22 protein-coding genes are annotated in these 22393 nt (G+C 57.2%); 9 read left to right on the forward strand and 13 right to left on the reverse strand.

The genetic code is table 11. From position 1 onward, the window contains the following. Window positions 1–144 precede the first annotated feature (144 nt). The 5 genes from AC1DIG_RS05805 to AC1DIG_RS05825 all read right to left on the reverse strand — a co-directional run bounded on the left by AC1DIG_RS05805 (window position 145) and on the right by AC1DIG_RS05825 (window position 6626). Window positions 145–1059: a glutamate/aspartate ABC transporter substrate-binding protein gene (locus AC1DIG_RS05805; protein WP_477766525.1), complete on the reverse strand. Its 915-nt coding sequence runs from the start codon at window positions 1057–1059 to the stop codon at window positions 145–147. 450 nt (window positions 1060–1509) lie between these two features. Next, a complete protein-coding gene (gene glpD, locus AC1DIG_RS05810) occupies window positions 1510–3048 on the reverse strand; it encodes a glycerol-3-phosphate dehydrogenase (protein WP_477766526.1) in 1539 nt (512 codons plus the stop codon). A 292-nt stretch (window positions 3049–3340) separates the two neighbouring features. Next, window positions 3341–4096, reverse strand: coding sequence for a DeoR/GlpR family transcriptional regulator (locus AC1DIG_RS05815; RefSeq protein WP_054593817.1), 756 nt, complete (start codon window positions 4094–4096; stop codon window positions 3341–3343). Window positions 4097–4191: 95 nt separating this feature from the next. Continuing rightward, the gene (glpK, locus tag AC1DIG_RS05820; protein WP_477766527.1) at window positions 4192–5697 is read right to left on the reverse strand and encodes a glycerol kinase GlpK; all 1506 of its coding nucleotides are present in this window, start codon (window positions 5695–5697) and stop codon (window positions 4192–4194) included. Window positions 5698–5774: 77 nt separating this feature from the next. Next, on the reverse strand, window positions 5775–6626 hold the full coding sequence (locus tag AC1DIG_RS05825; protein WP_477766788.1) for an MIP/aquaporin family protein: 852 nt from the start codon (window positions 6624–6626) through the stop codon (window positions 5775–5777). Window positions 6627–6995: 369 nt separating this feature from the next. Between AC1DIG_RS05825 and ybaK the strand changes: the two genes are divergently transcribed. Continuing rightward, window positions 6996–7466 carry a Cys-tRNA(Pro) deacylase gene (ybaK, locus tag AC1DIG_RS05830; RefSeq protein WP_477766528.1) on the forward strand — a complete coding sequence of 157 codons (471 nt, stop codon included), beginning with the start codon at window positions 6996–6998 and terminating at the stop codon, window positions 7464–7466. 98 nt (window positions 7467–7564) lie between these two features. Continuing rightward, on the forward strand, window positions 7565–8347 hold the full coding sequence (locus tag AC1DIG_RS05835) for a PhzF family phenazine biosynthesis protein (protein WP_477766529.1): 783 nt from the start codon (window positions 7565–7567) through the stop codon (window positions 8345–8347). Window positions 8348–8498: 151 nt separating this feature from the next. Here the strand turns inward: AC1DIG_RS05835 and AC1DIG_RS05840 are convergent, their stop codons facing one another. After that, a complete protein-coding gene (locus AC1DIG_RS05840; protein WP_477766530.1) occupies window positions 8499–9608 on the reverse strand; it encodes an ABC transporter ATP-binding protein in 1110 nt (369 codons plus the stop codon). Further along, entirely contained in the window at window positions 9605–10525 is a 921-nt protein-coding gene (gene argF, locus AC1DIG_RS05845; protein WP_477766531.1) for an ornithine carbamoyltransferase, read from the reverse strand. Before argF ends, AC1DIG_RS05840 begins: the two co-directional genes overlap by 4 nt. A gap of 413 nt (window positions 10526–10938) precedes the next feature. Between argF and AC1DIG_RS05850 the strand changes: the two genes are divergently transcribed. The 3 genes from AC1DIG_RS05850 (at window position 10939) to grxD (ending at window position 13899) form a co-directional block, all read left to right on the forward strand. Next, window positions 10939–11223: a hypothetical protein gene (locus AC1DIG_RS05850; protein ID WP_477766532.1), complete on the forward strand. Its 285-nt coding sequence runs from the start codon at window positions 10939–10941 to the stop codon at window positions 11221–11223. A 130-nt stretch (window positions 11224–11353) separates the two neighbouring features. Beyond that, window positions 11354–13462 carry a molybdopterin oxidoreductase family protein gene (locus AC1DIG_RS05855; protein ID WP_477766533.1) on the forward strand — a complete coding sequence of 703 codons (2109 nt, stop codon included), beginning with the start codon at window positions 11354–11356 and terminating at the stop codon, window positions 13460–13462. A gap of 95 nt (window positions 13463–13557) precedes the next feature. Continuing rightward, entirely contained in the window at window positions 13558–13899 is a 342-nt protein-coding gene (grxD, locus tag AC1DIG_RS05860; protein WP_019693361.1) for a Grx4 family monothiol glutaredoxin, read from the forward strand. A gap of 106 nt (window positions 13900–14005) precedes the next feature. On the opposite strand, the gene bfr is transcribed toward grxD, so the two are convergent. Beyond that, window positions 14006–14479, reverse strand: a complete 474-nt coding sequence (bfr, locus tag AC1DIG_RS05865) for a bacterioferritin (RefSeq protein WP_019693360.1) — start codon at window positions 14477–14479, stop codon at window positions 14006–14008. A 198-nt stretch (window positions 14480–14677) separates the two neighbouring features. Beyond that, the gene (locus AC1DIG_RS05870; protein WP_477766534.1) at window positions 14678–14896 is read right to left on the reverse strand and encodes a bacterioferritin-associated ferredoxin; all 219 of its coding nucleotides are present in this window, start codon (window positions 14894–14896) and stop codon (window positions 14678–14680) included. 316 nt (window positions 14897–15212) lie between these two features. Between AC1DIG_RS05870 and AC1DIG_RS05875 the strand changes: the two genes are divergently transcribed. Further along, entirely contained in the window at window positions 15213–15815 is a 603-nt protein-coding gene (locus AC1DIG_RS05875; RefSeq protein ID WP_019693358.1) for a peroxiredoxin, read from the forward strand. Window positions 15816–15889: 74 nt separating this feature from the next. Here the strand turns inward: AC1DIG_RS05875 and rnt are convergent, their stop codons facing one another. Both rnt and pyrC read right to left on the reverse strand, forming a co-directional pair. Further along, window positions 15890–16564, reverse strand: a complete 675-nt coding sequence (rnt, locus tag AC1DIG_RS05880) for a ribonuclease T (RefSeq protein WP_477766535.1) — start codon at window positions 16562–16564, stop codon at window positions 15890–15892. Further along, window positions 16561–17607 (reverse strand): dihydroorotase, encoded by a 1047-nt coding sequence (gene pyrC, locus AC1DIG_RS05885; protein ID WP_477766536.1) that lies wholly within the window; start codon window positions 17605–17607, stop codon window positions 16561–16563. The genes rnt and pyrC overlap by 4 nt, the downstream gene beginning before the upstream one ends. A gap of 156 nt (window positions 17608–17763) precedes the next feature. Here pyrC and AC1DIG_RS05890 point away from each other — a divergent pair, with 156 nt between their 5' ends. Both AC1DIG_RS05890 and AC1DIG_RS05895 read left to right on the forward strand, forming a co-directional pair. Next, window positions 17764–18672, forward strand: coding sequence for a flagellar protein MotY (locus AC1DIG_RS05890; RefSeq protein ID WP_477766537.1), 909 nt, complete (start codon window positions 17764–17766; stop codon window positions 18670–18672). Window positions 18673–18801: 129 nt separating this feature from the next. Then, on the forward strand, window positions 18802–20019 hold the full coding sequence (locus AC1DIG_RS05895; protein WP_019693354.1) for an argininosuccinate synthase: 1218 nt from the start codon (window positions 18802–18804) through the stop codon (window positions 20017–20019). Between the two features lie 196 nt (window positions 20020–20215). On the opposite strand, the gene AC1DIG_RS05900 is transcribed toward AC1DIG_RS05895, so the two are convergent. After that, window positions 20216–20908 (reverse strand): hypothetical protein, encoded by a 693-nt coding sequence (locus AC1DIG_RS05900; protein ID WP_477766538.1) that lies wholly within the window; start codon window positions 20906–20908, stop codon window positions 20216–20218. A 482-nt stretch (window positions 20909–21390) separates the two neighbouring features. Between AC1DIG_RS05900 and AC1DIG_RS05905 the strand changes: the two genes are divergently transcribed. After that, window positions 21391–22017 carry a response regulator transcription factor gene (locus tag AC1DIG_RS05905; RefSeq protein WP_054593803.1) on the forward strand — a complete coding sequence of 209 codons (627 nt, stop codon included), beginning with the start codon at window positions 21391–21393 and terminating at the stop codon, window positions 22015–22017. 183 nt (window positions 22018–22200) lie between these two features. Here the strand turns inward: AC1DIG_RS05905 and AC1DIG_RS05910 are convergent, their stop codons facing one another. Then, window positions 22201–22380 (reverse strand): PA3496 family putative envelope integrity protein, encoded by a 180-nt coding sequence (locus AC1DIG_RS05910; RefSeq protein WP_019693351.1) that lies wholly within the window; start codon window positions 22378–22380, stop codon window positions 22201–22203. Window positions 22381–22393: the final 13 nt, after the last annotated feature.

Raw genomic sequence — 22393 nt, forward strand, 5'->3', positions numbered from 1 at the left:
AACTCCGTTCCCTCTGATCTCGACGATCAGGCACACGCGATCGGCTCGACAACCACCGGTTCGAGTGTTTCCAGAAAGTGCCAGCAGGTAGTGACAGCCTCCTGAAAGGGTGCAGACCCTGTCAGGAGGTGGGTTAGTCAGAAATCAGGATTTCTTTTCTTCAGCCGCTTTGTCGGTCGGGTTGGCGATCAGGGCCTTGAGCTCGTCGCTCATCGGGAACATCAGGTTCAGGTTTTTTGGAGGGATTGGCTGCATGAACCACTTTTCGTAGATCTTGTTGATCTCGCCGGACTTGTAGGTCGCAACGATGGCGTCGTCCACAGCCTTCTTGAACGGCGCGTCGCCCTTGCGGACCATGCAGCCGTAGATTTCGTAGGACTGTGGAGTACCGGTCACGGCCCAGTCAGTCGGCTTCTTGGCCTTGGCCATTTCACCGGCCAGCAAGGCGTCGTCCATCATGAAGGCGACAGCACGGCCCGATTCCAGCATCTGGAAGGATTCGCCATGGTCTTTGGCGGAGATGACGTTCATGCCCATCTGCTTGTCGGCGTTCATCGACTTCAGAATGCGCTCGGACGTGGTGCCGGCGGTGGTCACGACGTTCTTGCCTTTGAGGTCGGCGAAGTCTTTGTACGGCGAATCGTTTTTCGACAGCAGCTTGGTGCCGATTTCGAAGATGCCAACGGAGAAGTCAACTTGTTGCTGACGCTCGACGTTGTTGGTGGTGGAACCGCACTCGATGTCCACAGTGCCGTTCTGCACCAGTGGAATACGGGTTTGCGAGGTGACCAGGTTGTATTTGACCTGCAGGTTCGGCATGTCCAGGTCTTTTTTGATGGCTTCGACGATTTTCAGCTGAATATCGTGGGAGTAGCCGACCGGTTTGCCGGAAGCGTCTGCAATGTAGGAAAACGGAATAGAAGCGTCGCGATGCCCCAGAGTAATGGTGCCGGACTCTTTGATCTTCTTCAGGGTGCCGGTGAGTTCGGCGGCGAAAACTGGCGTGCTGATCAGAGCGGCCGCAATGGCTGCGCCCAGGATATGGGGAACGATACGCATCAAATTTTCCTCAACATTGTTTTTATAGTGAGCCAGCTCATCGGCCCTTTTGTACTGCGGAATGCCTTGACGGCTCCTGACGTGTTGGCACATCAGACATTCGTCCCAAGTTGTAGAGCATGACTCGTGCCAGGCTTGGCCTTGTCGATTAAATTATTGATTTTAAAAGAAATTAAATATTTTCGGTGTTGGGTTTAGCACTCAAGAGTCCGGTTAACCGAATCGACTGATGGGTCGCGTTCGGAAAACCGAATGCAATCCCCCTGTCACCGAATGTCCTGTGGGAGCGAGCTTGCTCGCGATAGCGGTGTGCCAGGCGACCTCGATGCTGGGTGTGCAGGCCTCATCGCGAGCAAGCTCGCTCCCACAGTGGATTTGTGATGTGCATCAGAATACAAAAAGCCCCTGGACCTTTCAGTGCCAGGGGCTTTCGTTGAACCGGATTACCGATCAGGCCGCTTCGATCTTGCTGCGGTTCTGCTCGAGCTTGTTCAGGTACAGCTGCACGTTCTCTTGTTCCGCCTGGGTGGTGAACAGGCCCAGTTTGCTACGACGCCAGAGAATGTCGTGAGCGCTGGTGGCCCATTCTTCGCGGCACAGGTAATCGACTTCTCGGGTGTAAAGACCGCCCCCCAGGTGTTCGCCCATGTCCTTCAGGCTCTGTACACCTTCGAGCATGCGCCAGGTGCGGCTGCCATAAGTGGTCGCCCAGCGTCGGGCAATATCCGTCGGCAGCCAGTCGAACTTGTCGCGAATCAACGCGCTCAAGGCTTGTGGCGTGGTCATGTCTTCGCCGCCCGGCAGGGTCGCTTGTGCGGTCCAGCTCGGCTTCATGTTCTTGAAGTACGGTGCCAACTGCGCCATGGCCGACTCAGCCAGTTTGCGGTAGGTGGTCAGCTTGCCACCGAACACCGACAGCAGCGGAGCTTCTTCAGTGCCGCCGGACAGTGCCAGGGTGTAATCACGGGTCACGGCCGACGGATTGTCGGATTCGTCGTTACACAGCGGACGAACACCGGAATAGGTGTGCAGGATGTCGCTGCGGCTGACTTGTTTCTTGAAGTGCGCGTTGACCACTTTCAGCAGGTAATCGGTCTCGCCTTCAGTGATCGAGACTTTTGCTGGATCGCCGGTGTACTCGCGGTCCGTGGTACCAATCAGGGTGAATTGATTGAGGTACGGAATGGTGAACACGATGCGCTGGTCTTCGTTCTGCAGGATATGCGCGTGTTCGCCTTCGTACAGCTTCGGCACGATCAGGTGGCTGCCCTGAATCAGACGGATGCCGTAAGGCGACTCCATCTTCAGGTCATCACGAATGAACTTGGCGACCCATGGGCCGGCGGCATTCACCAATGCCTTGGCGCGGATCGAGAACAGGCTGCCATCGGCACGTTCCAGGTTCAGTTCCCACAGGTCTTTGCTGCGACGGGCACTGACACAGCGAGTCTGGGTGTGAACGTGGGCGCCTTTTTCGCGGGCGGCCATGGCGTTGAGCACCACCAGGCGGGCGTCGTCGACCCAGCAGTCGGAGTATTCGAAACCTTTGGTGATTTCGCTTTTCAGCGCGCTGTCGGCACCGAACTTCAGGCTTTTGGAGCCGGCGAGTTTTTCCCGTTTGCCGAGATGATCATAAAGGAACAGGCCTGCGCGGATCATCCACGCCGGGCGCAGGTGCGGGCGGTGCGGCAACACGAAGCGCATTGGCTTGACGATGTGCGGGGCCTTGGCCAGCAGTACTTCACGCTCGGCCAGGGCCTCACGCACCAGGCGGAATTCGTAATGTTCGAGGTAGCGCAGGCCGCCGTGGATCAGCTTGCTGCTGGCGGACGAGGTATGACTGGCCAGATCGTCCTTTTCGCAAAGGAACACCGAAAGACCGCGACCGGCGGCATCCGCTGCAATCCCCACACCGTTAATCCCGCCACCAATGACGGCGATATCGTAGACCTCGGCAAGAGGGGGCATAGGCAAGGTTGAAGTGGGCATCGGCTGGCCTCGGGGTTCTTTCAATATTTGAATTCGAACATTAATGTTCATTTGTGAAAATGGTAGCGCATAAAACCGGGCGCAGCTAGCTGACTTCGATTGAAAATTCTGATCGAAGAGAGGGGAAAGGAAAATTTTCGAACATTCAGGCCCTCGGTAGGGCGCGGAAGGTGTGGTGAATGGGCGGCCGCCATCGCGAGCAAGCTCGCTCCCACAGGGATTGCGCGGACTCTGTGGGAGCGAGCTTGCTCGCGATGGCGCCGGTATAGGCGACGAAAATCTCGGGGGGGGGTTAAACCACTTCCAGCCGAATCTTGTGCTGGCTCAGCAGTTGCGCCAGCGCTGGAACCGGCGCGTGGTCGGTCACCAGGCAGTCGATCAGGCTGATCGGTCCCAGGCGGACCATGGCGTTACGGCCGAACTTGCTGGAGTCTGCTGCCAGCAAGACTTGCCGGGCGTTGGCGATGATCGCCTGGGAGACCCGCACTTCCTGGTAGTCAAAGTCGAGCAGGCTGCCGTCTTCATCGATACCGCTGATGCCGACCAGCGCAAAGTCGACCTTGAACTGGTTGATGAAGTCGACGCAGGCCTGGCCGACTACGCCGCCATCACGGCGCACGTTGCCACCGGCCAACAGGACTTCAAAGTCATCCTTGGCGCTGAGGATCGAGGCGACGTGCAGGTTGTTGGTGATCACCTTGAGATGGCTGTGATTGAGCAGCGCCCGGGCGATGGATTCGGTGGTGGTACCGATATTGATGAACAGCGAGGCGTGATCGGGAATTTGTGCGGCGATGGCTTCGGCGATGCGTTGTTTCTCATCGCGCATCTGATCGGCCCGCATGGCATAGGCGGTGTTTTCGACACTTGAATCGTAAGCAGCGCCGCCGTGATAGCGACGCAACAAATTCACTTCCGCCAATTGATTGATATCGCGGCGGATGGTCTGCGGTGTAACAACAAATAGCTGAGCCATTTCCTCGATGCTGACGTAGCCGCGTTCGCGGACCAGTTCGAGGATTTGCTGCTGACGGGGAGGCAGATTCATAGGGCTTCCTTTGGGCTGCCGTGCAAAATTTGCCCATGATGCCGTAGGAATCTGCTCCCGACCAGTTACAACCGGATACGAATCCGGTACTTGGCTTATTCAGCGCCCTCGTGCGGTTCCCAGTTGCGGGTGCGGCTGACGGCTTTTTTCCAGCCGGCGTAGAGTTTTTCCTTCGCGGTTTCGTCCAGTTGCGGGTCGAACTCGCGCTCGATCACAGCCTTGCCGCGCAGTTCGTCCAGGCTGCCCCAGAAACCGCAGGCCAGGCCGGCCAGGTAGGCGGCACCCAGTGCAGTGGTTTCACGCATTTGCGGGCGTTCGACCTTGGTACCGAGGATGTCGGCCTGGAATTGCATCAGGAAGTTGTTCGCGACCGCACCGCCATCGACGCGCAGAGCCTTGAGGCGTTCGCCGGAGTCGTGTTGCATGGCGTCGAGTACGTCGCGGGTCTGGTAGGCAATCGACTCCAGTGCTGCGCGAATGATGTGATCCACGCGTACGCCGCGAGTCAGGCCGAACAGCGCGCCACGGGCATACGGGTCCCAGTACGGAGCGCCGAGGCCGGTGAAGGCCGGTACCAGGTACACGCCGTTGCTGTCCTTGACCTTGTTGGCGAAGTATTCGGTGTCGTGAGCGTCGTTGATGATCTTCAGCTCGTCGCGCAGCCACTGAACGGTGGAGCCGCCGTTGAACACTGCACCTTCCAGTGCGTAGGCGACTTCGCCGCGTGGGCCGCAGGCGATGGTGGTGAGCATGCCGTGCCGGGATTTCACCGCTTTGTCGCCGGTGTTCATCAGCAGGAAGCAGCCGGTGCCGTAGGTGTTTTTCGCCTGGCCCGGTTCAACGCACATCTGGCCGAACAGTGCGGCCTGCTGGTCACCGGCAATACCGCCGATGGCGATGCCGCTCTTGGTGTGGCCATAGATTTCCGATGACGACTTGACCTCCGGGAGCATCTCGCGCGGGATGTCCAGCACTTCGAGCATCTTCGCGTCCCACTCCAGGGTGTGGATGTTGAAGAGCATGGTGCGCGAGGCGTTGGTGTAGTCGGTGACGTGGGTCTTGCCGCCGGTAAATTTCCAGATCAGCCAGCTGTCGACGGTGCCGAACAGCAGTTCGCCTTTGCGTGCGCGTTCGCGGCTGCCTTCGACGTTGTCGAGGATCCACTTGAGTTTGGTGCCGGAGAAGTACGGGTCGGTGACCAGTCCAGTGGTTTCGCTGATGTATTGCTCGTGGCCGTCGCGCTTGAGTTGCTGGCAGATCTCGGTGCTGCGGCGGCATTGCCAGACGATTGCGTTGTAGATCGGTCGGCCGGTGGTCTTGTCCCAGACTACAGTGGTTTCACGCTGGTTGGTGATGCCGATGGCCGCCACCTGATCGTGATGCAGGCCGGCTTGTGCCAGGGCCTCGACCATCACGGCGCTTTGGGTCGCGAAGATTTCCATCGGGTCGTGTTCGACCCAGCCGGCCTGCGGGTAATGCTGGGCGAATTCACGTTGTGCAGTGCAGACCACGTTGGCGTCACGGTCGAAAATGATCGCCCGGGAGCTGGTCGTGCCCTGATCGAGGGCAATGATGTAGTTCTTATTCTGAATGTCGGTCATGTCGATTGCCTTGGACGAAATAAGGGAGTGGGTTGGGACGCGTGCTCAATGGTGGGCAGGATCACGCGCTACCGCTTTCAGGAAATTCGTGCTTTGCCTTCAATGGCAGGTTCTGCATCCTTTGTCGCAATTACGGGGCTTGGCAGGTGGCGGGCAATCAGCCCGCGATACGCTGCCGCGCCGAGGCAGGCACCAACGATCGGTGCAAAAACCGGAATCAGGAAGTACGGAATATCACGGCCGCCAGTGAAGGAAATTTCACCCCAGCCAGCGAAGAAAGTCATCAGTTTAGGACCGAAGTCGCGTGCCGGGTTCATCGCAAAACCGGTCAGCGGACCCATCGAGCTGCCAATGACGGCGATCAGCAGGCCGATCAACAGCGGCGCCAGCGGGCCTTTAGGCAGGCCATTGTTGTCGTCGGTCAGGGACATGATCACGCCCATCAGGATGGCGGTGATGATCACCTCCACCAGAAACGCCTGGGCTGTCGACAGAGCAGGGTTCGGGAACGTGGAGAACACCGAGGCCAGTTCGAGGCTGGCTTGTGTGCCACGAACCATTTGGTGAGTTTGTTCGAAATCGAAGAACAGGTTGCTGTAAAGCGTGTAAACCAACAACGCTGCGCAGAAGGCGCCAGCGACCTGGGAGAAGATGTAGAGCGGCAGTTTACGCTTCTCGAAATCGGCGAAAATGCACAGCGCGATGCTGACGGCCGGGTTCAGGTGAGCGCCGGAAACACCTGCGGTCAGGTAGATCGCCATGCTGACGCCGATCCCCCAGATGATGCTGATTTCCCATAGTCCAAAGCTGGCACCCGCGACTTTGAGCGCGGCAACGCAGCCTGTACCAAAAAATATCAATAAGGCAGTACCCAGGAACTCGGCCATGCATTGGCTTGAGAGCGATGGCTGTTGTGATGCAGTTGTCATTGAAAACCTCGTTTTTGTTGTTGTTGGGCGCTCTTCTCGAAATGGTCGGAGCGCGATTTTCACCGAGGCAGGATCCCCATCCTGGTCTCGGCCTACTGCGGGGTACTGCGTAGAAATGTTCGCACATTATTCAGATTCGAAAAAATATAGACAAGAAACACTGCTGTCAAAGGTCGAAAGTGAACCATCAGTCATATTTAAACTATTAATCAGGTGAATGATCATTTGGATGGCTGCGGGAAGTGGCTGGTTTTTTCCCCGCGCTTGGCTGTTTCTGGGCGGGCAGGAGTCGGTAATAGAGCCTTTTGCTCGGTGATGGCCTAGAATCCAGCGCAGTATTTTTCTGCTATCGCCAGGCTTGGAGCTGCCATGACCCCCGCATTGGATCTGTTGAAAAAAGTTCGTGCCGAACATCGTGTGCACAGTTATGAACATGATCCGAAGGCTGCGTCCTACGGTCTGGAGGCAGCGGAAAAGCTCGGGCTGGATCCGGCGCAAGTGTTCAAGACGCTGTTGGCCGCGAGTGAGAAGGGCGAGTTGCTGGTGGCTGTCGTACCGGTCGTCGGAAGTCTGGATTTGAAAGCGCTGGCGCATGCCGCCGGGGTGAAGAAAGTCGAAATGGCTGATCCCGCCGCTGCGCAACGGGCGACCGGTTACTTGTTGGGGGGCATCAGTCCGTTGGGGCAGAAGAAGCGTTTGCGCACGTTCATCGATAACAGTGCTCAGCCTTTCGCGAGCATTTACGTCAGCGCGGGTCGACGCGGTCTTGAGGTCGAGTTGGCGCCGACGGTGCTGGCCGAGCACACCCAGGCCAAATTCGCCGATATCGGCCGGGCCTGACTGCCGCGCTGTATGGTAAAAATCGGCAGGTTCTGTCTCTGGTTGCCGGTTAATGGCTGATGCATGCTCGCCTTCGCCTAACAAGAAGGAAAACACTCATGCAGCTAGCGTTTCATCAGGTCGACGCGTTCAGCGACCAACCGTTCAGTGGCAATCCGGCGATGGTTTATCGGCTCGACGCCTGGCTCGCCGATGAGCTGATGCAAAAGATCGCCGCCGAACACAACCTTGCCGAAACTGCGTTTGTGGTGCGCGAGGCGCAAGGCTGGCGTATCCGCTGGTTCACACCGACCACCGAAGTGCCGTTGTGTGGCCACGCGACGCTGGCCAGTGCTTATGTGTTGTTCGAGGTCTATAAAGAACCGGTGGAGCACCTGGACTTCATCAGCAAGTCGGGCCCCTTGAGTGTGAGTCGGGAAGGCGAGCGGCTATGGTTGGACTTTCCGGCGATTGAACTGCGCGAAGTCGGCGTAACCCTCGATGTGGAGCGGGCGCTGGGAGTGCAGGCGGTTGATGTGCAGGGTTCCAACGAATTGTTCGTGGTGCTGGAGTCGGAGCAGGCGGTGCTCGATTGCCAGCCGGACATGGCCGCGCTGGCAAAGCTGCCTTGGCCTGGCGCGATCGTGACGGCGCCTGGCTTGCGGCATGATTTCGTCTCGCGGTACTTCGCACCGGCCATCGGTATCAACGAAGACCCGGTCACCGGTTCGACTCATTGCAGCCTGATTCCGTACTGGGCGCAGCGTTTGGATAAATCGAGCCTGACGGCGTATCAGTGTTCGGCGCGGGGCGGGGAGTTGTTTTGCCGCCTGGAGGGCGAGCGGGTGAAAATCGGTGGTCATGCGACGCTGGTGGCCAGCGGGACGCTGATGTTGGGCTAACTGACAGCGGCAATCCAGTGTGGGAGCGGGCTTTTGTGGGAGCTGGCTTGCCTGCGATGGCATCAACTCGTTTCGGCACTAAACCGAGTCGCCTGCATCGCGGGCAAGCCCGGCTCCCACAAAAAACCGCTTTCACATTAGTCCGTATTGTTCAATGCGCAGCGCTGTACCGACGAACCCCGGACTCTACCGCTGGAATGTGCGCCGCTGTGCTGCCGGCTGCCTGGAACAGCACCAGGTGCTCGGCGGCCACGCGAATGCCGACATCGGCGCCGACCAGATGATCGGCATGGCTCGGGAAGATCGATTCCAGTTGGCTGCCGGTCGGCAACTGCAGGCGATACAGCGTCGATGCACCCAAAAAGGTCTTGCCAACGATCCGTGCCTTCAGCGGGCTGTCGGGCGCGTAAACGATATCGTCCGGGCGCAGCAACACATCCACCGCGCCACCGGCAGGCCAGGTGTACGCGCGATTACCGCGCAGCACACCGAGTTCGGTCTGTACCGATTCCGGGGTCTGCAGCTGACCGCGAATGAAATAGCCCTGACCGATAAAGCTCGCCACAAACGGTGTTTGCGGTTCGTGGTAGAGGTTGTAAGGCGTGTCCCACTGCTCCAGTCGACCTTCCTTGAACACGCCAACCTGATCACTGACGGCAAAGGCTTCTTCCTGGTCGTGAGTCACCAGAATCGCACTGGTGCCGCGAGCCTTGAGGATGTCCCGGACTTCATGGCTGAGCTTGCGGCGTAATTCGCCATCGAGGTTGGAGAACGGTTCGTCGAGCAACAGCAGTTGCGGCTCCGGTGCCAACGCCCGGGCCAGTGCCACGCGCTGTTGCTGGCCGCCGGAAAGTTCGTGCGGGAAGCGCTTGCCGAGGTGCTTCAGGTTGACCAGTTCAAGCATCTCTTCGGTGACGCGGTCTTTCTGTGGATGCTTGCGAATGCCGAAGGCGATGTTCTCGGCCACGCTCAGGTGCGGAAACAGCGCGTAGTCCTGGAACACCATGCCGATTCGGCGTTTCTCCGGCGCGAGGGTGAAACCGGCGCTGGAGATGGTTTCACCGGCCAGCTGGATCTCCCCTTCGTGAACCGGTTCAAAGCCTGCAATCGCCCGCAACGTGGTGGTTTTACCGCAGCCGGAAGAGCCGAGCAGGCAACCGATATCACCGGCATTGAGGTGCAGGTTGAGGTTCTGGACGACTCGCTGGTCCTGATAACCGCAGGCCAGATTACGCAAATTCAGCAGTAATGGATGACTCATGCGTGGTGGTACGAAGGCTCAACGAGAAACTCGAGCAGAGCCTTTTGCGCATGCAGACGGTTCTCGGCCTGATCCCAGGCAACCGAACGCGGGTCGTCGAGCAGGTCGAGGCTGATTTCTTCACCGCGGTGGGCGGGCAGGCAGTGCATGAACAACACATCCGCGGCGGCCAGATCGAGCAGGGCACGATTAACCTGGAACGGTGCGAACAGCTTGAGGCGTTTGGCGGTTTCTTCTTCCTGGCCCATGGAGGTCCAGACGTCGGTGCTGACCAAATGTGCGCCACGTACCGCTTCCCGAGGATCGCGGACGATGGTCACCCGATCTCCGGCCTTGGCCACGAACTCAGGATTTGGCTCATAGCCTTCAGGGCAGGCGATGCGCAGCTGGAAGTCGAACTGGATCGCCGCTTCTATATAGCTGTTGCACATGTTGTTGCCGTCGCCGATCCAGGCCACGGTCTTGCCCTGAATCGAGCCGCGATGTTCGAGGAAAGTCTGCATGTCGGCCAGCAACTGACACGGGTGCAGGTCATCGGACAGGCCGTTGATCACGGGCACGCGCGAGTTGGCGGCGAATTCGGTCAGGGTGCTGTGGGCAAAGGTACGGATCATCACCGCATCGAGCATGCGCGACATGACGATGGCGCAGTCGCCGATCGGTTCGCCGCGACCCAGTTGGGTGTCACGGGGCGACAGGAAAATCGCCTGGCCGCCTAGCTGGATCATGCCGGCCTCAAACGACAGCCGGGTGCGCGTCGAGGATTTCTCGAAGATCATCCCGAGTACGCGATTTTTCAACGGCTCGAACAGTACGCCGCGGTTACGCAGGTCTTTGAGCTCAATGCCTCGACGGATCACGCTGACCAGCTCTTCGGGCGTGCAATCCATCAGGGAGAGAAAGTGCCTTGCGCTCATCATTGACTACCTTTTTGCAACAGACCGCAGATACTCAAAGCCTTGTTTAACTGAAAAACGGGCGAGACCTGCGGCGAAAGCCGCACGGGGCGACGAAATAGGGGGAGACGCGATATTGACATTAAATGTCGCGTCTTACCAATAGGCTACGGTTTTTAGGGGATTTCAGAGGGGCTACGGGATGACCGCAGTCGCGCTTTTGAAGCCTGTTTCCTGACAGCAGCGACCTCTTTGTACACTGCCCTCGCGCGCCTTGGCAATCAAGCGGGGCGGGCTAAGCACAGTCTCGGTCGGTTTCTGACCTCTCGGCCGGGGTGGTTACAGGCAGGATCCGGCCTGCCTTCGCTTGAAACATTTGCTAATGCAAAGTGCTGGGTTATAACTAAGTCACGAGTGACACAGGAAGCTTTGGAATGGAATCGAAAGAACAGCAATTGCTGGAACTGCTGGGGCTCACGGCGCGCACCCTGACTCACCTGACCGCTTCCATGACCTCAATGTCCTTTGAGTTGATGCGCAGCGAGGATGACGTGACCAAGGCTGCGGGTCGACGGATGATCGACCGCATGGCCACCGTCAGCGCCGGGCTCGACGAGCACTGGCGCCTGATCGGCGAACTCACGGGCGTGCACATTGCCCAGGAGCAGATCGAAACCATCCAGGAAATCCAGCTTCAAGCGCCTCCCAGGCTTCCGTAGGGTTGATATCTGCGGGCCTGATAGGCCTCGATTCACAAGACGAACGTCGCTGGCGCAGCGGACAGTCGCGGCCCATAGTTTTGTTCCCGCAACCTCACACGGGTTGCCCTGAATAAAACAGAGAATGGCCATGACCAAAACTCTTCATCACCGTGCCTGCCACCTGTGTGAAGCCATTTGCGGCTTGACCATCGAAACCACTGCAACCGACGACGCTGGCGTGCAAATCACCTCGATCAAGGGTGATCCGCAGGACAGCTTCAGTCGCGGCCATATCTGTCCCAAGGCGGTGGCGCTGCAGGATATCCAGAACGACCCCGACCGCCTGCGACAGCCGATGCTGCGGGTCGGCAGCGAGTGGCAAGCGATTGCCTGGGACGAGGCTTTCGCTCTGGTGGCCGAGCGCCTGTCGGCGATTCAGGAGCGCCATGGCCAGAACGCCGTCGCGGTTTATCAGGGCAATCCCAGCGTGCACAACTATGGGTTGATGACCCACAGCAATTACTTCCTCGGCTTGCTGAAAACCCGCAACCGCTTCTCTGCAACCTCGGTCGATCAACTGCCTCAGCATCTCACCAGTCATTTGATGTACGGCCACGGTTTGCTGCTGCCGATTCCGGACATCGATCACACCGATTTCATGCTGATCCTGGGCGGCAATCCGCTGGCCTCCAACGGCAGCATCATGACCGTGCCGGATGTCGAAAAGCGCTTGAAGGCGATTCAGGCCCGGGGCGGCAAAGTGGTGGTGGTCGATCCGCGTCGCAGCGAAACGGCAGCGATTGCCGATCAACATGTATTTGTCCGTCCGGGCGGTGACGCGGCCCTGTTATTCGGCTTGCTCAATACGTTGTTCGCTGAAGGCTTGAGCCGTGACAGTCATTTGCCGGTAGACGGGCTGGAGGAGGTTCGTCAGGCCATCGCTTCCTTCAGTGCCGAGGACATGAGTCCGCTGTGCGCCGTGCCGGCCGAGCAGATTCGTCAGTTGGCGCGAGACTTCGCCAGCGCGAAGACCGCCGTGTGTTATGGCCGTATGGGTGTTTCGACCCAGGCGTTCGGCACCTTGTGTCATTGGCTGGTGCAACTGATCAATCTGGTCACCGGCAACCTGGATCGGGTCGGCGGCGCGCTGTGCACCGAGCCTGCGGTTGATCTGGTGGCGTCGACCTCGGGCGGGCACTTCAATCGCTGGCAAAGCCGCGTGTCTGGCCGTCCGGAATACGCCGGTGAGTTGCCAGTCTCGGCGCTGGCCGAAGAGATGCTCACCGAAGGCGAAGGGCAGGTGCGGGCGTTGATCACCGTGGCCGGTAACCCGGTGTTGTCGACGCCTAATGGCCGGCAGTTGGAGCAGGCGCTGGACGGGCTGGAATTCATGCTCAGCATTGACCTGTATATCAACGAGACCACGCGTTATGCGGACCTGATTCTGCCGTCGACCTCGGCGCTGGAAAACGATCACTACGACACCACGTTCAATATGTTCGCGGTGCGCAACGTCAGCCGTTTCAACCGGGCGATCCTGCCCAAGCCCGAAGGCGCGCTGCACGATTGGGAGATTTTCGTCGGCTTGGCCCAGGCTTTTGCGGCGAAGACTGGCAAAGAGCTGAAGCCGACGATGCCTCCGGCGAAGATGATCGACCTCGGTTTGCGAGCAGGGCGCTATGGTGATGCGTCGCTGCATAAGCTGTCGGTGGCGAATTTGTTCGATCATCCTCATGGGGTCGACCTTGGCGCTCTTCAGTCAAACCTGGCACCGCGTCTGAAAACCGCCAACCAGCGCGTGCAGGCGGCGCCGCCGGAGATCCTCGCCGACCTTGCTCGATTTGCCGCATTGCAGGCGCCGGCTGTCGATGAGCTATTGATGATCGGTCGCCGCCATGTGCGCAGCAATAACTCGTGGATGCATAACTATCACCGTTTGGTGAAAGGCAAACCGCGTCATCAATTGCTGATGCACCCGGACGATCTTTCCAGTCGCGGGCTCAGCGATGGGCAGCGGGTACGGGTCAGCTCGCGGGTCGGGGTGATTGAAGTCGAGGTGCTGAGCAGCGTCGAGATGATGAAAGGCGTGGTCAGCCTGCCGCACGGTTGGGGGCATGCCCGGCCGGGAGTGCAGATGACCATTGCCATGGGGCAGCCAGGCTCCAGTGCCAATGACCTGACCGATGAGCGCCAGCTCGATGAGTTGTCCGGAAATGCGGCGCTTAATGGTGTACCGGTGACCGTCGCGGCGGCGTAAGTGTCTGTCGGGGAGACCGAGCATGGCGCTCGGCTTTCCGTTACAATGCGTCACCGTGCCGACAACTGAGTCGGAAAGTTCAGCCGAGGTGCTCCATGGATATCATTGAAACTATTAAAGAGCAGATTGCTAACAACACCATTCTGCTTTACATGAAAGGCTCGCCGAATGCCCCACAGTGTGGCTTCTCCGCGAAAGCCGCTCAGGCCGTCATGGGCTGTGGTGAGAAGTTCGCTTACGTGGATATCCTGCAGAACCCGGAAATCCGTGCCAACCTGCCAAAGTACGCCAACTGGCCAACCTTCCCGCAATTGTGGGTCGCTGGTGAACTGGTCGGTGGTAGCGACATCATGACTGAAATGGCCGCTGACGGTTCATTGCAGGCCCTGATCAAAGACGCTGCGGCCAAAGCTGCTGCTGGCAAGACCGAAGCTTGATTTATAGGCAGAAGCGGCCACCTGGCCGCTCTTGCTGGTAATAAAAAGCCCCGCCTCTCGTAAGAGGGCGGGGCTTTTTATTGAGTCGAGTTCAGTGCTGTAGAACTTACTCGTCGCCCATCTGCGATTGCAGATAGTTCTCAAGACCGACTTTATCGATCAGGCTCAGTTGAGTTTCCAGCCAGTCGATATGCTCTTCTTCGGATTCGAGAATATCTTCAAGCAGTTCACGGCTGCCGAAGTCCCCGACTGTTTCGCAATGAGCGATAGCCACTTTGAGGTCGGCATGGCCGGTACGCTCGATGCGCAGGTCGCACTCAAGCATTTCCTTGGTGTGCTCGCCGATGTGCAGCTTGCCCAGGTCCTGGACGTTTGGCAGGCCTTCGAGGAACAGGATGCGCTTGATCAGCTTGTCCGCGTGTTTCATCTCGTCGATGGATTCGTGGTACTCGTGCTTGCCGAGCTTGTTCAGGCCCCAGTCTTCATACATGCGCGCATGCAGGAAATACTGATTGATTGCGACCAGCTCATTGCCAAGAATCTTGTTGAGGTGCTGGATAACCGTGATGTCGCCTTTCATGTGGGGTCCTGCCCTTTAATTACCCTGTAGACGGCGAAGTTTGAGCTTGGCAGTTGTTAGTGTCAAACCTAAGTTATTGAATACTATATGAAAATTAATCGGAATAAGAATGTTTGTGTTCCGCATCCTAACGCTAAGCGATTGAATTACAGGCATAAAAAAACCGGACGCTAAGTCCGGTTCTTTCGAATGTTCTATTTACGCTGTCGAAAATTCTACGGGGTAGGGGATCGCCGCCTGGCTCAATTGAAGGTCGGCCAGGGTTTCGCGAACCACTTGCTTGGCAAGGCAGGCGCATTTGCCGCATTGGCTGGCAACGCCGGTGGCTTGGCGTACCTCGCGGTAGCTGCAGCAACCTTCATAGATCGCATCGCGGATTTTTCCGTCGGTGACACCAGTGCAAAGGCAGACATACATAAAGTGAGAACCGTTGTGGGTTATGACTCAATTGCGACGGATCTTAATGTTAACGAGAATGATTGTCAAAGTGGTTTCGACAGGCTTTGCGCCAGGGCAGCGATTGCCTGACGAACGGCATAATGCGGCCCGGGATGGTGTCATCAAGCCTGCGCCGAGGTTTTTGATGTCGTTGTAAAAAGCGCTAAGGACAGGTGAAAAACGCGGTGTATGATGTCCGGTCTTTGCGAAGGGCACTCGAGTCATGAACCTGTCGTTTATCCGCGACAGACTGGTTCGATGCCGTTCTTCACGCCACCACACCAGGAGATATCCAATGAGCGTACTCGTAGGCAAACAAGCCCCTGACTTCACCGTACCGGCCGTACTCGGCAATGGCGAGATCGTTGACAGCTTCACCCTGTCCTCGGCCATCAAAGGCAAATACGGCCTGGTGTTCTTCTACCCACTGGACTTCACCTTCGTTTGCCCGTCCGAGCTGATCGCTCTGGACCACCGCATGGCTGACTTCAAGGCACGCAACGTTGAAGTGATCGCTGTTTCGATCGACTCGCACTTCACCCACAACGCCTGGCGCAACACCCCGATCAATGCCGGCGGCATCGGTCAGGTTCAGTACATCATGGCTGCTGACATGAAGCACGACATCGCCAAGGCCTACGACGTTGAGTCCGAAGGCGGCGTGGCTTTCCGTGGCGCATTCCTGATCGACGACAAGGGCGTTGTTCGCTCGCAAATCGTCAACGACCTGCCATTGGGCCGTAACATGGAAGAGCTGATTCGTCTGGTCGACGCCCTGCAATTCCACGAAGAGCACGGTGAAGTTTGCCCGGCCAACTGGAAAAAAGGCGACAAGGGCATGACTGCTTCGCCAGAAGGCGTTGCGGCTTACCTGACCGAGAACGCTGGCAAGCTGTAAGCCACGCGTCAGGCATAAAAAAACCGGCCGCTGAGGCCGGTTTTTTTATGGGCAGGATAAATCCGGCGACTGAATCAGTCGTTGAAATCTTCCCAGCCGCCCATTTGTTTCCAGCGATTGACGATGCCGCAGAACAGATCGGCAGTCTTCTCGGTGTCGTAGCGCGCCGAGTGGGCCTCGCGACCGTCGAAGTCGATGTCGGCAGCCTGGCACGCCTTGGCGAGGACCGTTTGACCATAGGCCAGACCGGCCAGTGTTGCGGTGTCGAAGCTGGAGAACGGGTGAAACGGGTTGCGCTTCATGTCCAGGCGCGCAACGGCGGCATTGAGGAAGCCCAGGTCGAAGCTGCTGTTATGGCCGACCAGGATCGCCCGTTTGCAGCCGTTGGCTTTCAGCGCCTTGCGCACGCCACGGAAGATGTCGGTCAGTGCCGCTTCTTCACTCACGGCCATGCGCAGTGGGTGATCCAGCTTGATCCCGGTGAACTCCAGCGCTGCAGCTTCGATGTTGGCGCCTTCGAACGGCTCTACACGGAAGAAATAGGTGTGATCGGGGTACACAAAACCTTTTTCGTCCATGCTGATGGTCGTGGCGGCAATTTCCAGCAAGGCGTCAGTGGCACAGTTGAAACCACCGGTTTCAACGTCGACGACAACCGGCAAATATCCACGGAACCTGGCTGCCATCGGGTGACGTGAACCACCTCCGCCTGAACTTTCCTGTTCGTCGTCGAAATGGTCTTCACTCACGCGTGTTCCTCCAGCAGGCGCCAGCGCAGTTTTTCACCGGCGCGCAGCGGGATGACAGTCAGCTCGCCGAACGGCAGGCTGGTTGGGGCGGTCCATTCTTCGCGGACCAGGGTAATGCGGTCGGTGTTCGCCGGCAGGCCGTAGAAACGCGGGCCGTTGAGGCTGGCGAAGGCTTCGAGCTTGTCCAGCGCATTACGCTGTTCAAAGGCTTCGGCGTACATCTCGATCGCGGCATAAGCGGTGTAGCAACCGGCACAGCCACACGCGGCTTCTTTGGCGTGTTGGGCGTGCGGGGCCGAGTCTGTGCCCAGGAAGAACTTCTCGCTGCCGCTGGTGGCGGCGTCAAGCAGGGCGACCTGATGGGTGTTGCGCTTGAGAATCGGCAGGCAATAGAAGTGCGGACGAATCCCGCCCACCAGCATGTGGTTGCGGTTATACAGCAGGTGGTGAGCGGTGATGGTTGCGCCAACGTTGGCCGAAGCCTCGTTGACGAACTGCACGGCATCGCGGGTGGTGATGTGTTCGAACACCACTTTGAGCGTTGGGAAACGCTCCACGACCCTGCGCATGTGCTCGTCGATGAAGATTTTTTCGCGGTCGAAGACATCGACATCGCCGCGGGTGATTTCACCGTGAATCAGCAAGGGCATCCCGACTTCGGCCATGGCCTCGATCGAAGGGAAGATCTTGTCGATGCTGGTAACACCGGAATCCGAGTTGGTGGTCGCGCCAGCCGGATACAACTTGGCGGCGTGAACGAAACCGCTGGCCTTGGCCTCGCGAATTTCATCGGGTGTAGTCCGGTCGGTCAGGTAGAGCACCATCAACGGTTCGAAACGGCTGCCGGCCGGGCGCGCAGCGAGAATGCGCTGGCGATAGGCGTCGGCTTCAGCGGCGTTACGCACCGGTGGTACCAGGTTAGGCATGATGATGGCGCGACCAAAGGTGCGCGCGACATCCGCGACAGTATTGGGCAACACAGCACCATCGCGAAGATGAATATGCCAGTCGTCGGGACGCAGCAGGGTCAGGCGGTCGGACATTGGGGATTCCAGGCGGGTCAAACTCAAGGGAATGCTACCGGAAAAGACTCTTCCAGGCACTCGCTATCAAGTTTTGCAGCAAGCTTCCGATATGACAAAGGTATGCCGTAATTATGTGTATCGGTCTTTTTGTTGTAGAAGCCAGTGGAGCCTCCCGTGCGCCAGCGTTATTTAGCCTTGCTCAGCGTGTTTGCCAGCCTTCCTGCCATGGCGCTCACTTTCCAGACGCGTCTGGAGAGCATCGAGTGGACGGTCGAAGGCGACAAGTTCGAATGTCGCCTGAGCCAACCGATAACCGATTTCGGCTCGGGCGAGTTCGTGCGGCGTGCAGGTGAGCAGGCAACCTTTCGTCTGAAGGCTTACAACCCGATGATCACCGGCGGCTCGGCGACGTTGCTCGCAGCCGCTGCGCCTTGGCAGCCGGGGCGCGGCGATATCAATCTGGGGTCGGTCAAGGTCGGCAGTGGTGATGTGCTGTTCAACAGCTCGCAACTCCAGGCCGGACGCCTTATCGGTGGTTTGATGGACGGTCGCAGTCCGCTGATTCGTCATTATTCGCGCGATGGCGGAGTGTCGGAGGTCCGTTTATTGCCGGTCAGTTTCAGCAAGGCCTACGCCGATTATCAGGCGTGTGTCGCCAAGTTGCTGCCGATGAATTACGAGCAGGTGAAGCAGGCTGAGGTTGGTTTTCCGGGAGGTGGTATCGATCTGGATGCGCAGGCCAAGGCCAAGCTGCAGGTCATGCTGACGTTCATGAAGGCCGACCCGACGGTCAATCACATCGAACTCGACGGCCATTCCGATAACAGCGGCAATCGCCTGACCAACCGTGACCTGTCCCGGCGCAGGGCGTTGGCGGTGATGGACTTCTTCAAGGCCAATGGCATTCAGGAGTCGCAAATCACGATGCGCTTTCACGGCGAACGTTATCCGTTGGCCCCCAACACCAACACCGCCAATCGGGCAAAGAATCGCCGGGTCAACGTTCATCTTGAGCGCGTTGCACCCACCGATAAACCGGCACCGCAAGTCAGTTCGGCAAGCAGTGCCGCGACGACCTCCTGAACCGGCTGAAATCGTCGCCCGCTCGACATAATCTGTCGCTTCATCATCATAAGCTGTCGCGCCTCTGTAATTTATCCTCTCGCAGCGGTAGACTTCTTGGCTTTCCGTAGAACCCCGTGGAGTGATGGCATGGCGGACGTAAACAAGGTCGTTCTGGCGTATTCCGGCGGCCTGGACACTTCGGTGATCCTCAAGTGGCTGCAGGATACTTATAACTGTGAAGTGGTGACCTTTACCGCTGACCTGGGTCAGGGTGAAGAGGTCGAGCCGGCCCGCGCCAAGGCACAAGCCATGGGCGTAAAAGAAATCTACATCGACGATCTGCGCGAAGAATTCGTGCGTGATTTCGTTTTCCCGATGTTCCGCGCCAACACCGTTTACGAAGGCGAGTACCTGCTGGGTACTTCCATCGCTCGTCCGTTGATCGCCAAACGCCTGATCGAAATCGCCAACGAAACCGGCGCTGACGCCATTTCCCATGGTGCGACCGGCAAGGGCAACGACCAGGTTCGTTTTGAACTGGGTGCCTATGCACTCAAGCCTGGCGTGAAAGTAATTGCCCCTTGGCGCGAGTGGGACCTGCTGTCCCGCGAGAAGCTGATGGATTATGCGGCGAAGCACGCGATCCCGATCGAACGTCATGGCAAGAAAAAATCCCCGTACTCGATGGATGCCAACCTGCTGCACATCTCCTATGAAGGCGGCGTGCTGGAAGACACCTGGACCGAGCACGAAGAAGACATGTGGCGCTGGACCGTCTCCCCGGAGAACGCCCCTGACAAGCCGCAGTACCTGGAACTGACTTACCGCAATGGCGACATCGTTGCACTGGACGGCGTCGAAATGACTCCGGCTACCGTGCTGGCGACCCTGAACCGTATCGGTGGCGAACACGGTATCGGCCGTCTGGACATCGTCGAGAACCGTTACGTCGGCATGAAGTCCCGTGGCTGCTACGAAACCCCTGGCGGCACCATCATGCTGCGTGCTCACCGGGCGATCGAGTCGATCACTCTGGACCGCGAAGTGGCTCACCTCAAAGACGAGCTGATGCCTAAATACGCCAGCCTGATCTACACCGGTTACTGGTGGAGCCCTGAGCGTCTGATGCTGCAACAGATGATCGATGCTTCCCAGGCGCATGTGAACGGTGTGGTTCGCCTGAAGCTGTACAAAGGCAACGTGATCGTTACCGGTCGCAAGTCTGACGAGTCGTTGTTTGACGCCAACATTGCTACCTTCGAAGAAGATGGCGGCGCCTACAACCAGGCTGATGCAGCCGGCTTCATCAAGCTGAACGCTCTGCGTATGCGGATTGCCGCAAACAAAGGCCGCAAGCTGTTCTGATGCTGTTGGCTTGATCAACGATTGTGGCCCCGTTTGTAACGGGGCCACAATGTGATCGAAGAATTCGTGTGTGGCTGTTTATCTCCTGAATCGGTGTCACCAGGCCTTGCGCTTCAACTTCCTGGATTGTCTGTATCCCCCTTTCTTTGCTGTTTCTGTCAGAGACTATTTACCCGGCGACGGTACTGGGTAGGTGTCAGTGCTGGCTGACGACGGTCACCGCCAAGGTGCTCAAGTTATAAATCAGGTAAAAAGAGTCGTTGGGCTCCAGGGCTTTTGCATCTGATTTTTTGAGTGCTCTTTCGTTAATCAAATGTTCCGACTCGCCATTTGTCAGAAAGACGATCACTTCGCGGTGGTGGTGTTTCCTTGAATAGAGAGCGCTCATCAAACTGTCGACATCTTTCTTTTTACGAGTCCATCGTGCATCAACGATCCGCATGCCATGTATCGACACAGGTAAAGACACTGGGTGTTGGGTCGACAGGTTCGCGATGAAGGTTATATGGGCGGGTGGAGCGGGCGCGTTCTGAAGCAGATAGTCGGGTTTACCTCCTTTGATCGAGTGGGGTTGATTGTCTTCTTCAACAGGGTCGTTGAGGGCGGTAATTCTGTTTTTTTCCGCTCGAGCAGCATCGTCGATGACTTTTACAAACTGCTTGCTCTTTTGAAAGTCAGAAGGTGCATACAATGATTTGTAATTGAAGTTTAGCGTGATAAAAAATAGAAAGAGCAGGTAAAAAGGAAAGCTGATAAGGAACCAGATGTAAGTCTGGCGCTCCTCGTTGTCAAGGAAGGGCAGCGATACGGCCGCCGAGGTTTCGGAGAGTGTCGCAAATATCGCAATGATGGTCATCGGGTTGGATATTCTTTTTTGAGGTTTTGTCATTTTGATTGCTCATTAAATAGTGATCTATAGTGGATTCCTTGTGGGTGAAGATGTTGAGTGGCAGTGATTGTCCGGTATTAAATATTTACTGTTTGTAAAGGGGGTTGTGGAGCGCTCTGCTTTGCAGTTTTATCACTGTTTTTAACGGATCAATAGCCTTCTTTTTATGTGATTTATGTAAGAGTAGGAAAAAGGGTTGTTTTATGGCGGTAGGCTCAAGTTTCGAATGGGCCTGTATGGTGTGTGTAATGTCAGCTGATTTTTTGATGCCCGCTAAAGAAAACTGTTGATCAGAGGAGGGTAAAGCCACGAGTAAACTTTAAGCGACATTGTTTTTTATGAAATCCTGTAGGGCGAATCCTTGTTGTTTGTAGGGATTGTCTCTCGGTGTGGGTGGTTGGGGTGGGCAGCATCCCAAGGTCGAAACGACTACGCTATTGTGCGGGCTCTAAAAATTCGAACAGCGAAAATTGGACTTGCCCATGAATAAAGTGCTGATCGTGGATGATCACCCCGTCATTCGTCTTGCTGTACGTATGTTAATGGAGCGTCATGGCTACGAAGTCATTGCCGAAACGGACAATGGTGTCGATGCCTTGCAACTTGCTCGTGAACAGATGCCGGATATCGTGATACTGGACATCGGTATTCCGAAACTCGATGGCCTGGAAGTTATTGCGCGCTTGACCTCGACCACCATGCCTTTGAAAGTGCTGGTCTTGACGTCACAGGCCCCCGGTCACTTTTCAATGCGTTGCATGCAGGCAGGGGCAGCCGGGTATGTCTGCAAGCAGCAGGACCTCACCGAGCTGCTCAGTGCAATCAAGGCAGTATTGTCCGGGTACAGCTACTTTCCGAATCAGGCCTTGCACTCGGTTCGCTCAAGTTTGGGGAATGCAAGTGAAGCAGACATGGTGGATCGTCTGTCTGGAAGGGAGATGATGGTTTTACAACAGTTGGCCCGAGGCAAGACCAACAAGGAAATTGCCGATGGCATGTTCCTCAGCAATAAAACCGTCAGTACTTACAAAACGCGTCTGCTATTAAAGCTCAATGCTCGTTCGCTGGTAGACCTGATCGAGCTTGCGCAGCGTAATGGTCTGGTTTGAGTTTCTCGGGGGCGCAGTGCTTTGCGCATGGAGACGCTTGAAGGTAAGCGGCATCTGGTTGGATTTTGAGTTGCCGGATGGCTTGCCCTGATGTTCGGGCGCTCCGGGTTCATTGAATCAGAGGGCATTGCCCAGTGGTTGAGGGCGTGCTGAAAAGCCTCCATTTCGGGAGGCTTTCAGGTGTCAAAGGTCAAAATCGTAATCGGCCAGCTGCTTTTGCAAGCGGCGCTCCTCCAAGAGATTATCGATGGTGCGACGTTTGCTCAGGTTGGTCTTCGCTACCTCTACCACAGGCTCGGCATCATCGGCCTCAACGGAGATGAAGTCGTCTTCTGTGTCCAGTTGTTCTTTGCCAGTGCTCATAACGTTAACTCCA

Source organism: Pseudomonas sp. 05N431, from assembly GCF_056397005.1.

Excerpts from the sequence above, each read along its gene's own strand:
- AC1DIG_RS05850 (WP_477766532.1), top strand. The coding sequence starts at position 10,939 with ATGGAATCGAAAGAACAGCAATTGCTGGAACTGCTGGGGCTCACGGCG.
- bfr (WP_019693360.1), bottom strand. The coding sequence starts at position 14,479 with ATGAAAGGCGACATCACGGTTATCCAGCACCTCAACAAGATTCTTGGC.
- AC1DIG_RS05835 (WP_477766529.1), top strand. The coding sequence starts at position 7,565 with ATGCAGCTAGCGTTTCATCAGGTCGACGCGTTCAGCGACCAACCGTTC.
- AC1DIG_RS05905 (WP_054593803.1), top strand. The coding sequence starts at position 21,391 with ATGAATAAAGTGCTGATCGTGGATGATCACCCCGTCATTCGTCTTGCT.
- AC1DIG_RS05815 (WP_054593817.1), bottom strand. The coding sequence starts at position 4,096 with ATGAATCTGCCTCCCCGTCAGCAGCAAATCCTCGAACTGGTCCGCGAA.
- argF (WP_477766531.1), bottom strand. The coding sequence starts at position 10,525 with ATGAGCGCAAGGCACTTTCTCTCCCTGATGGATTGCACGCCCGAAGAG.
- AC1DIG_RS05875 (WP_019693358.1), top strand. The coding sequence starts at position 15,213 with ATGAGCGTACTCGTAGGCAAACAAGCCCCTGACTTCACCGTACCGGCC.
- glpK (WP_477766527.1), bottom strand. The coding sequence starts at position 5,697 with ATGACCGACATTCAGAATAAGAACTACATCATTGCCCTCGATCAGGGC.
- pyrC (WP_477766536.1), bottom strand. The coding sequence starts at position 17,607 with ATGTCCGACCGCCTGACCCTGCTGCGTCCCGACGACTGGCATATTCAT.
- AC1DIG_RS05825 (WP_477766788.1), bottom strand. The coding sequence starts at position 6,626 with ATGACAACTGCATCACAACAGCCATCGCTCTCAAGCCAATGCATGGCC.
- ybaK (WP_477766528.1), top strand. The coding sequence starts at position 6,996 with ATGACCCCCGCATTGGATCTGTTGAAAAAAGTTCGTGCCGAACATCGT.
- AC1DIG_RS05870 (WP_477766534.1), bottom strand. The coding sequence starts at position 14,896 with ATGTATGTCTGCCTTTGCACTGGTGTCACCGACGGAAAAATCCGCGAT.
- grxD (WP_019693361.1), top strand. The coding sequence starts at position 13,558 with ATGGATATCATTGAAACTATTAAAGAGCAGATTGCTAACAACACCATT.
- AC1DIG_RS05900 (WP_477766538.1), bottom strand. The coding sequence starts at position 20,908 with ATGACAAAACCTCAAAAAAGAATATCCAACCCGATGACCATCATTGCG.
- AC1DIG_RS05840 (WP_477766530.1), bottom strand. The coding sequence starts at position 9,608 with ATGAGTCATCCATTACTGCTGAATTTGCGTAATCTGGCCTGCGGTTAT.
- AC1DIG_RS05895 (WP_019693354.1), top strand. The coding sequence starts at position 18,802 with ATGGCGGACGTAAACAAGGTCGTTCTGGCGTATTCCGGCGGCCTGGAC.
- glpD (WP_477766526.1), bottom strand. The coding sequence starts at position 3,048 with ATGCCCACTTCAACCTTGCCTATGCCCCCTCTTGCCGAGGTCTACGAT.
- AC1DIG_RS05910 (WP_019693351.1), bottom strand. The coding sequence starts at position 22,380 with ATGAGCACTGGCAAAGAACAACTGGACACAGAAGACGACTTCATCTCC.
- AC1DIG_RS05855 (WP_477766533.1), top strand. The coding sequence starts at position 11,354 with ATGACCAAAACTCTTCATCACCGTGCCTGCCACCTGTGTGAAGCCATT.
- AC1DIG_RS05805 (WP_477766525.1), bottom strand. The coding sequence starts at position 1,059 with ATGCGTATCGTTCCCCATATCCTGGGCGCAGCCATTGCGGCCGCTCTG.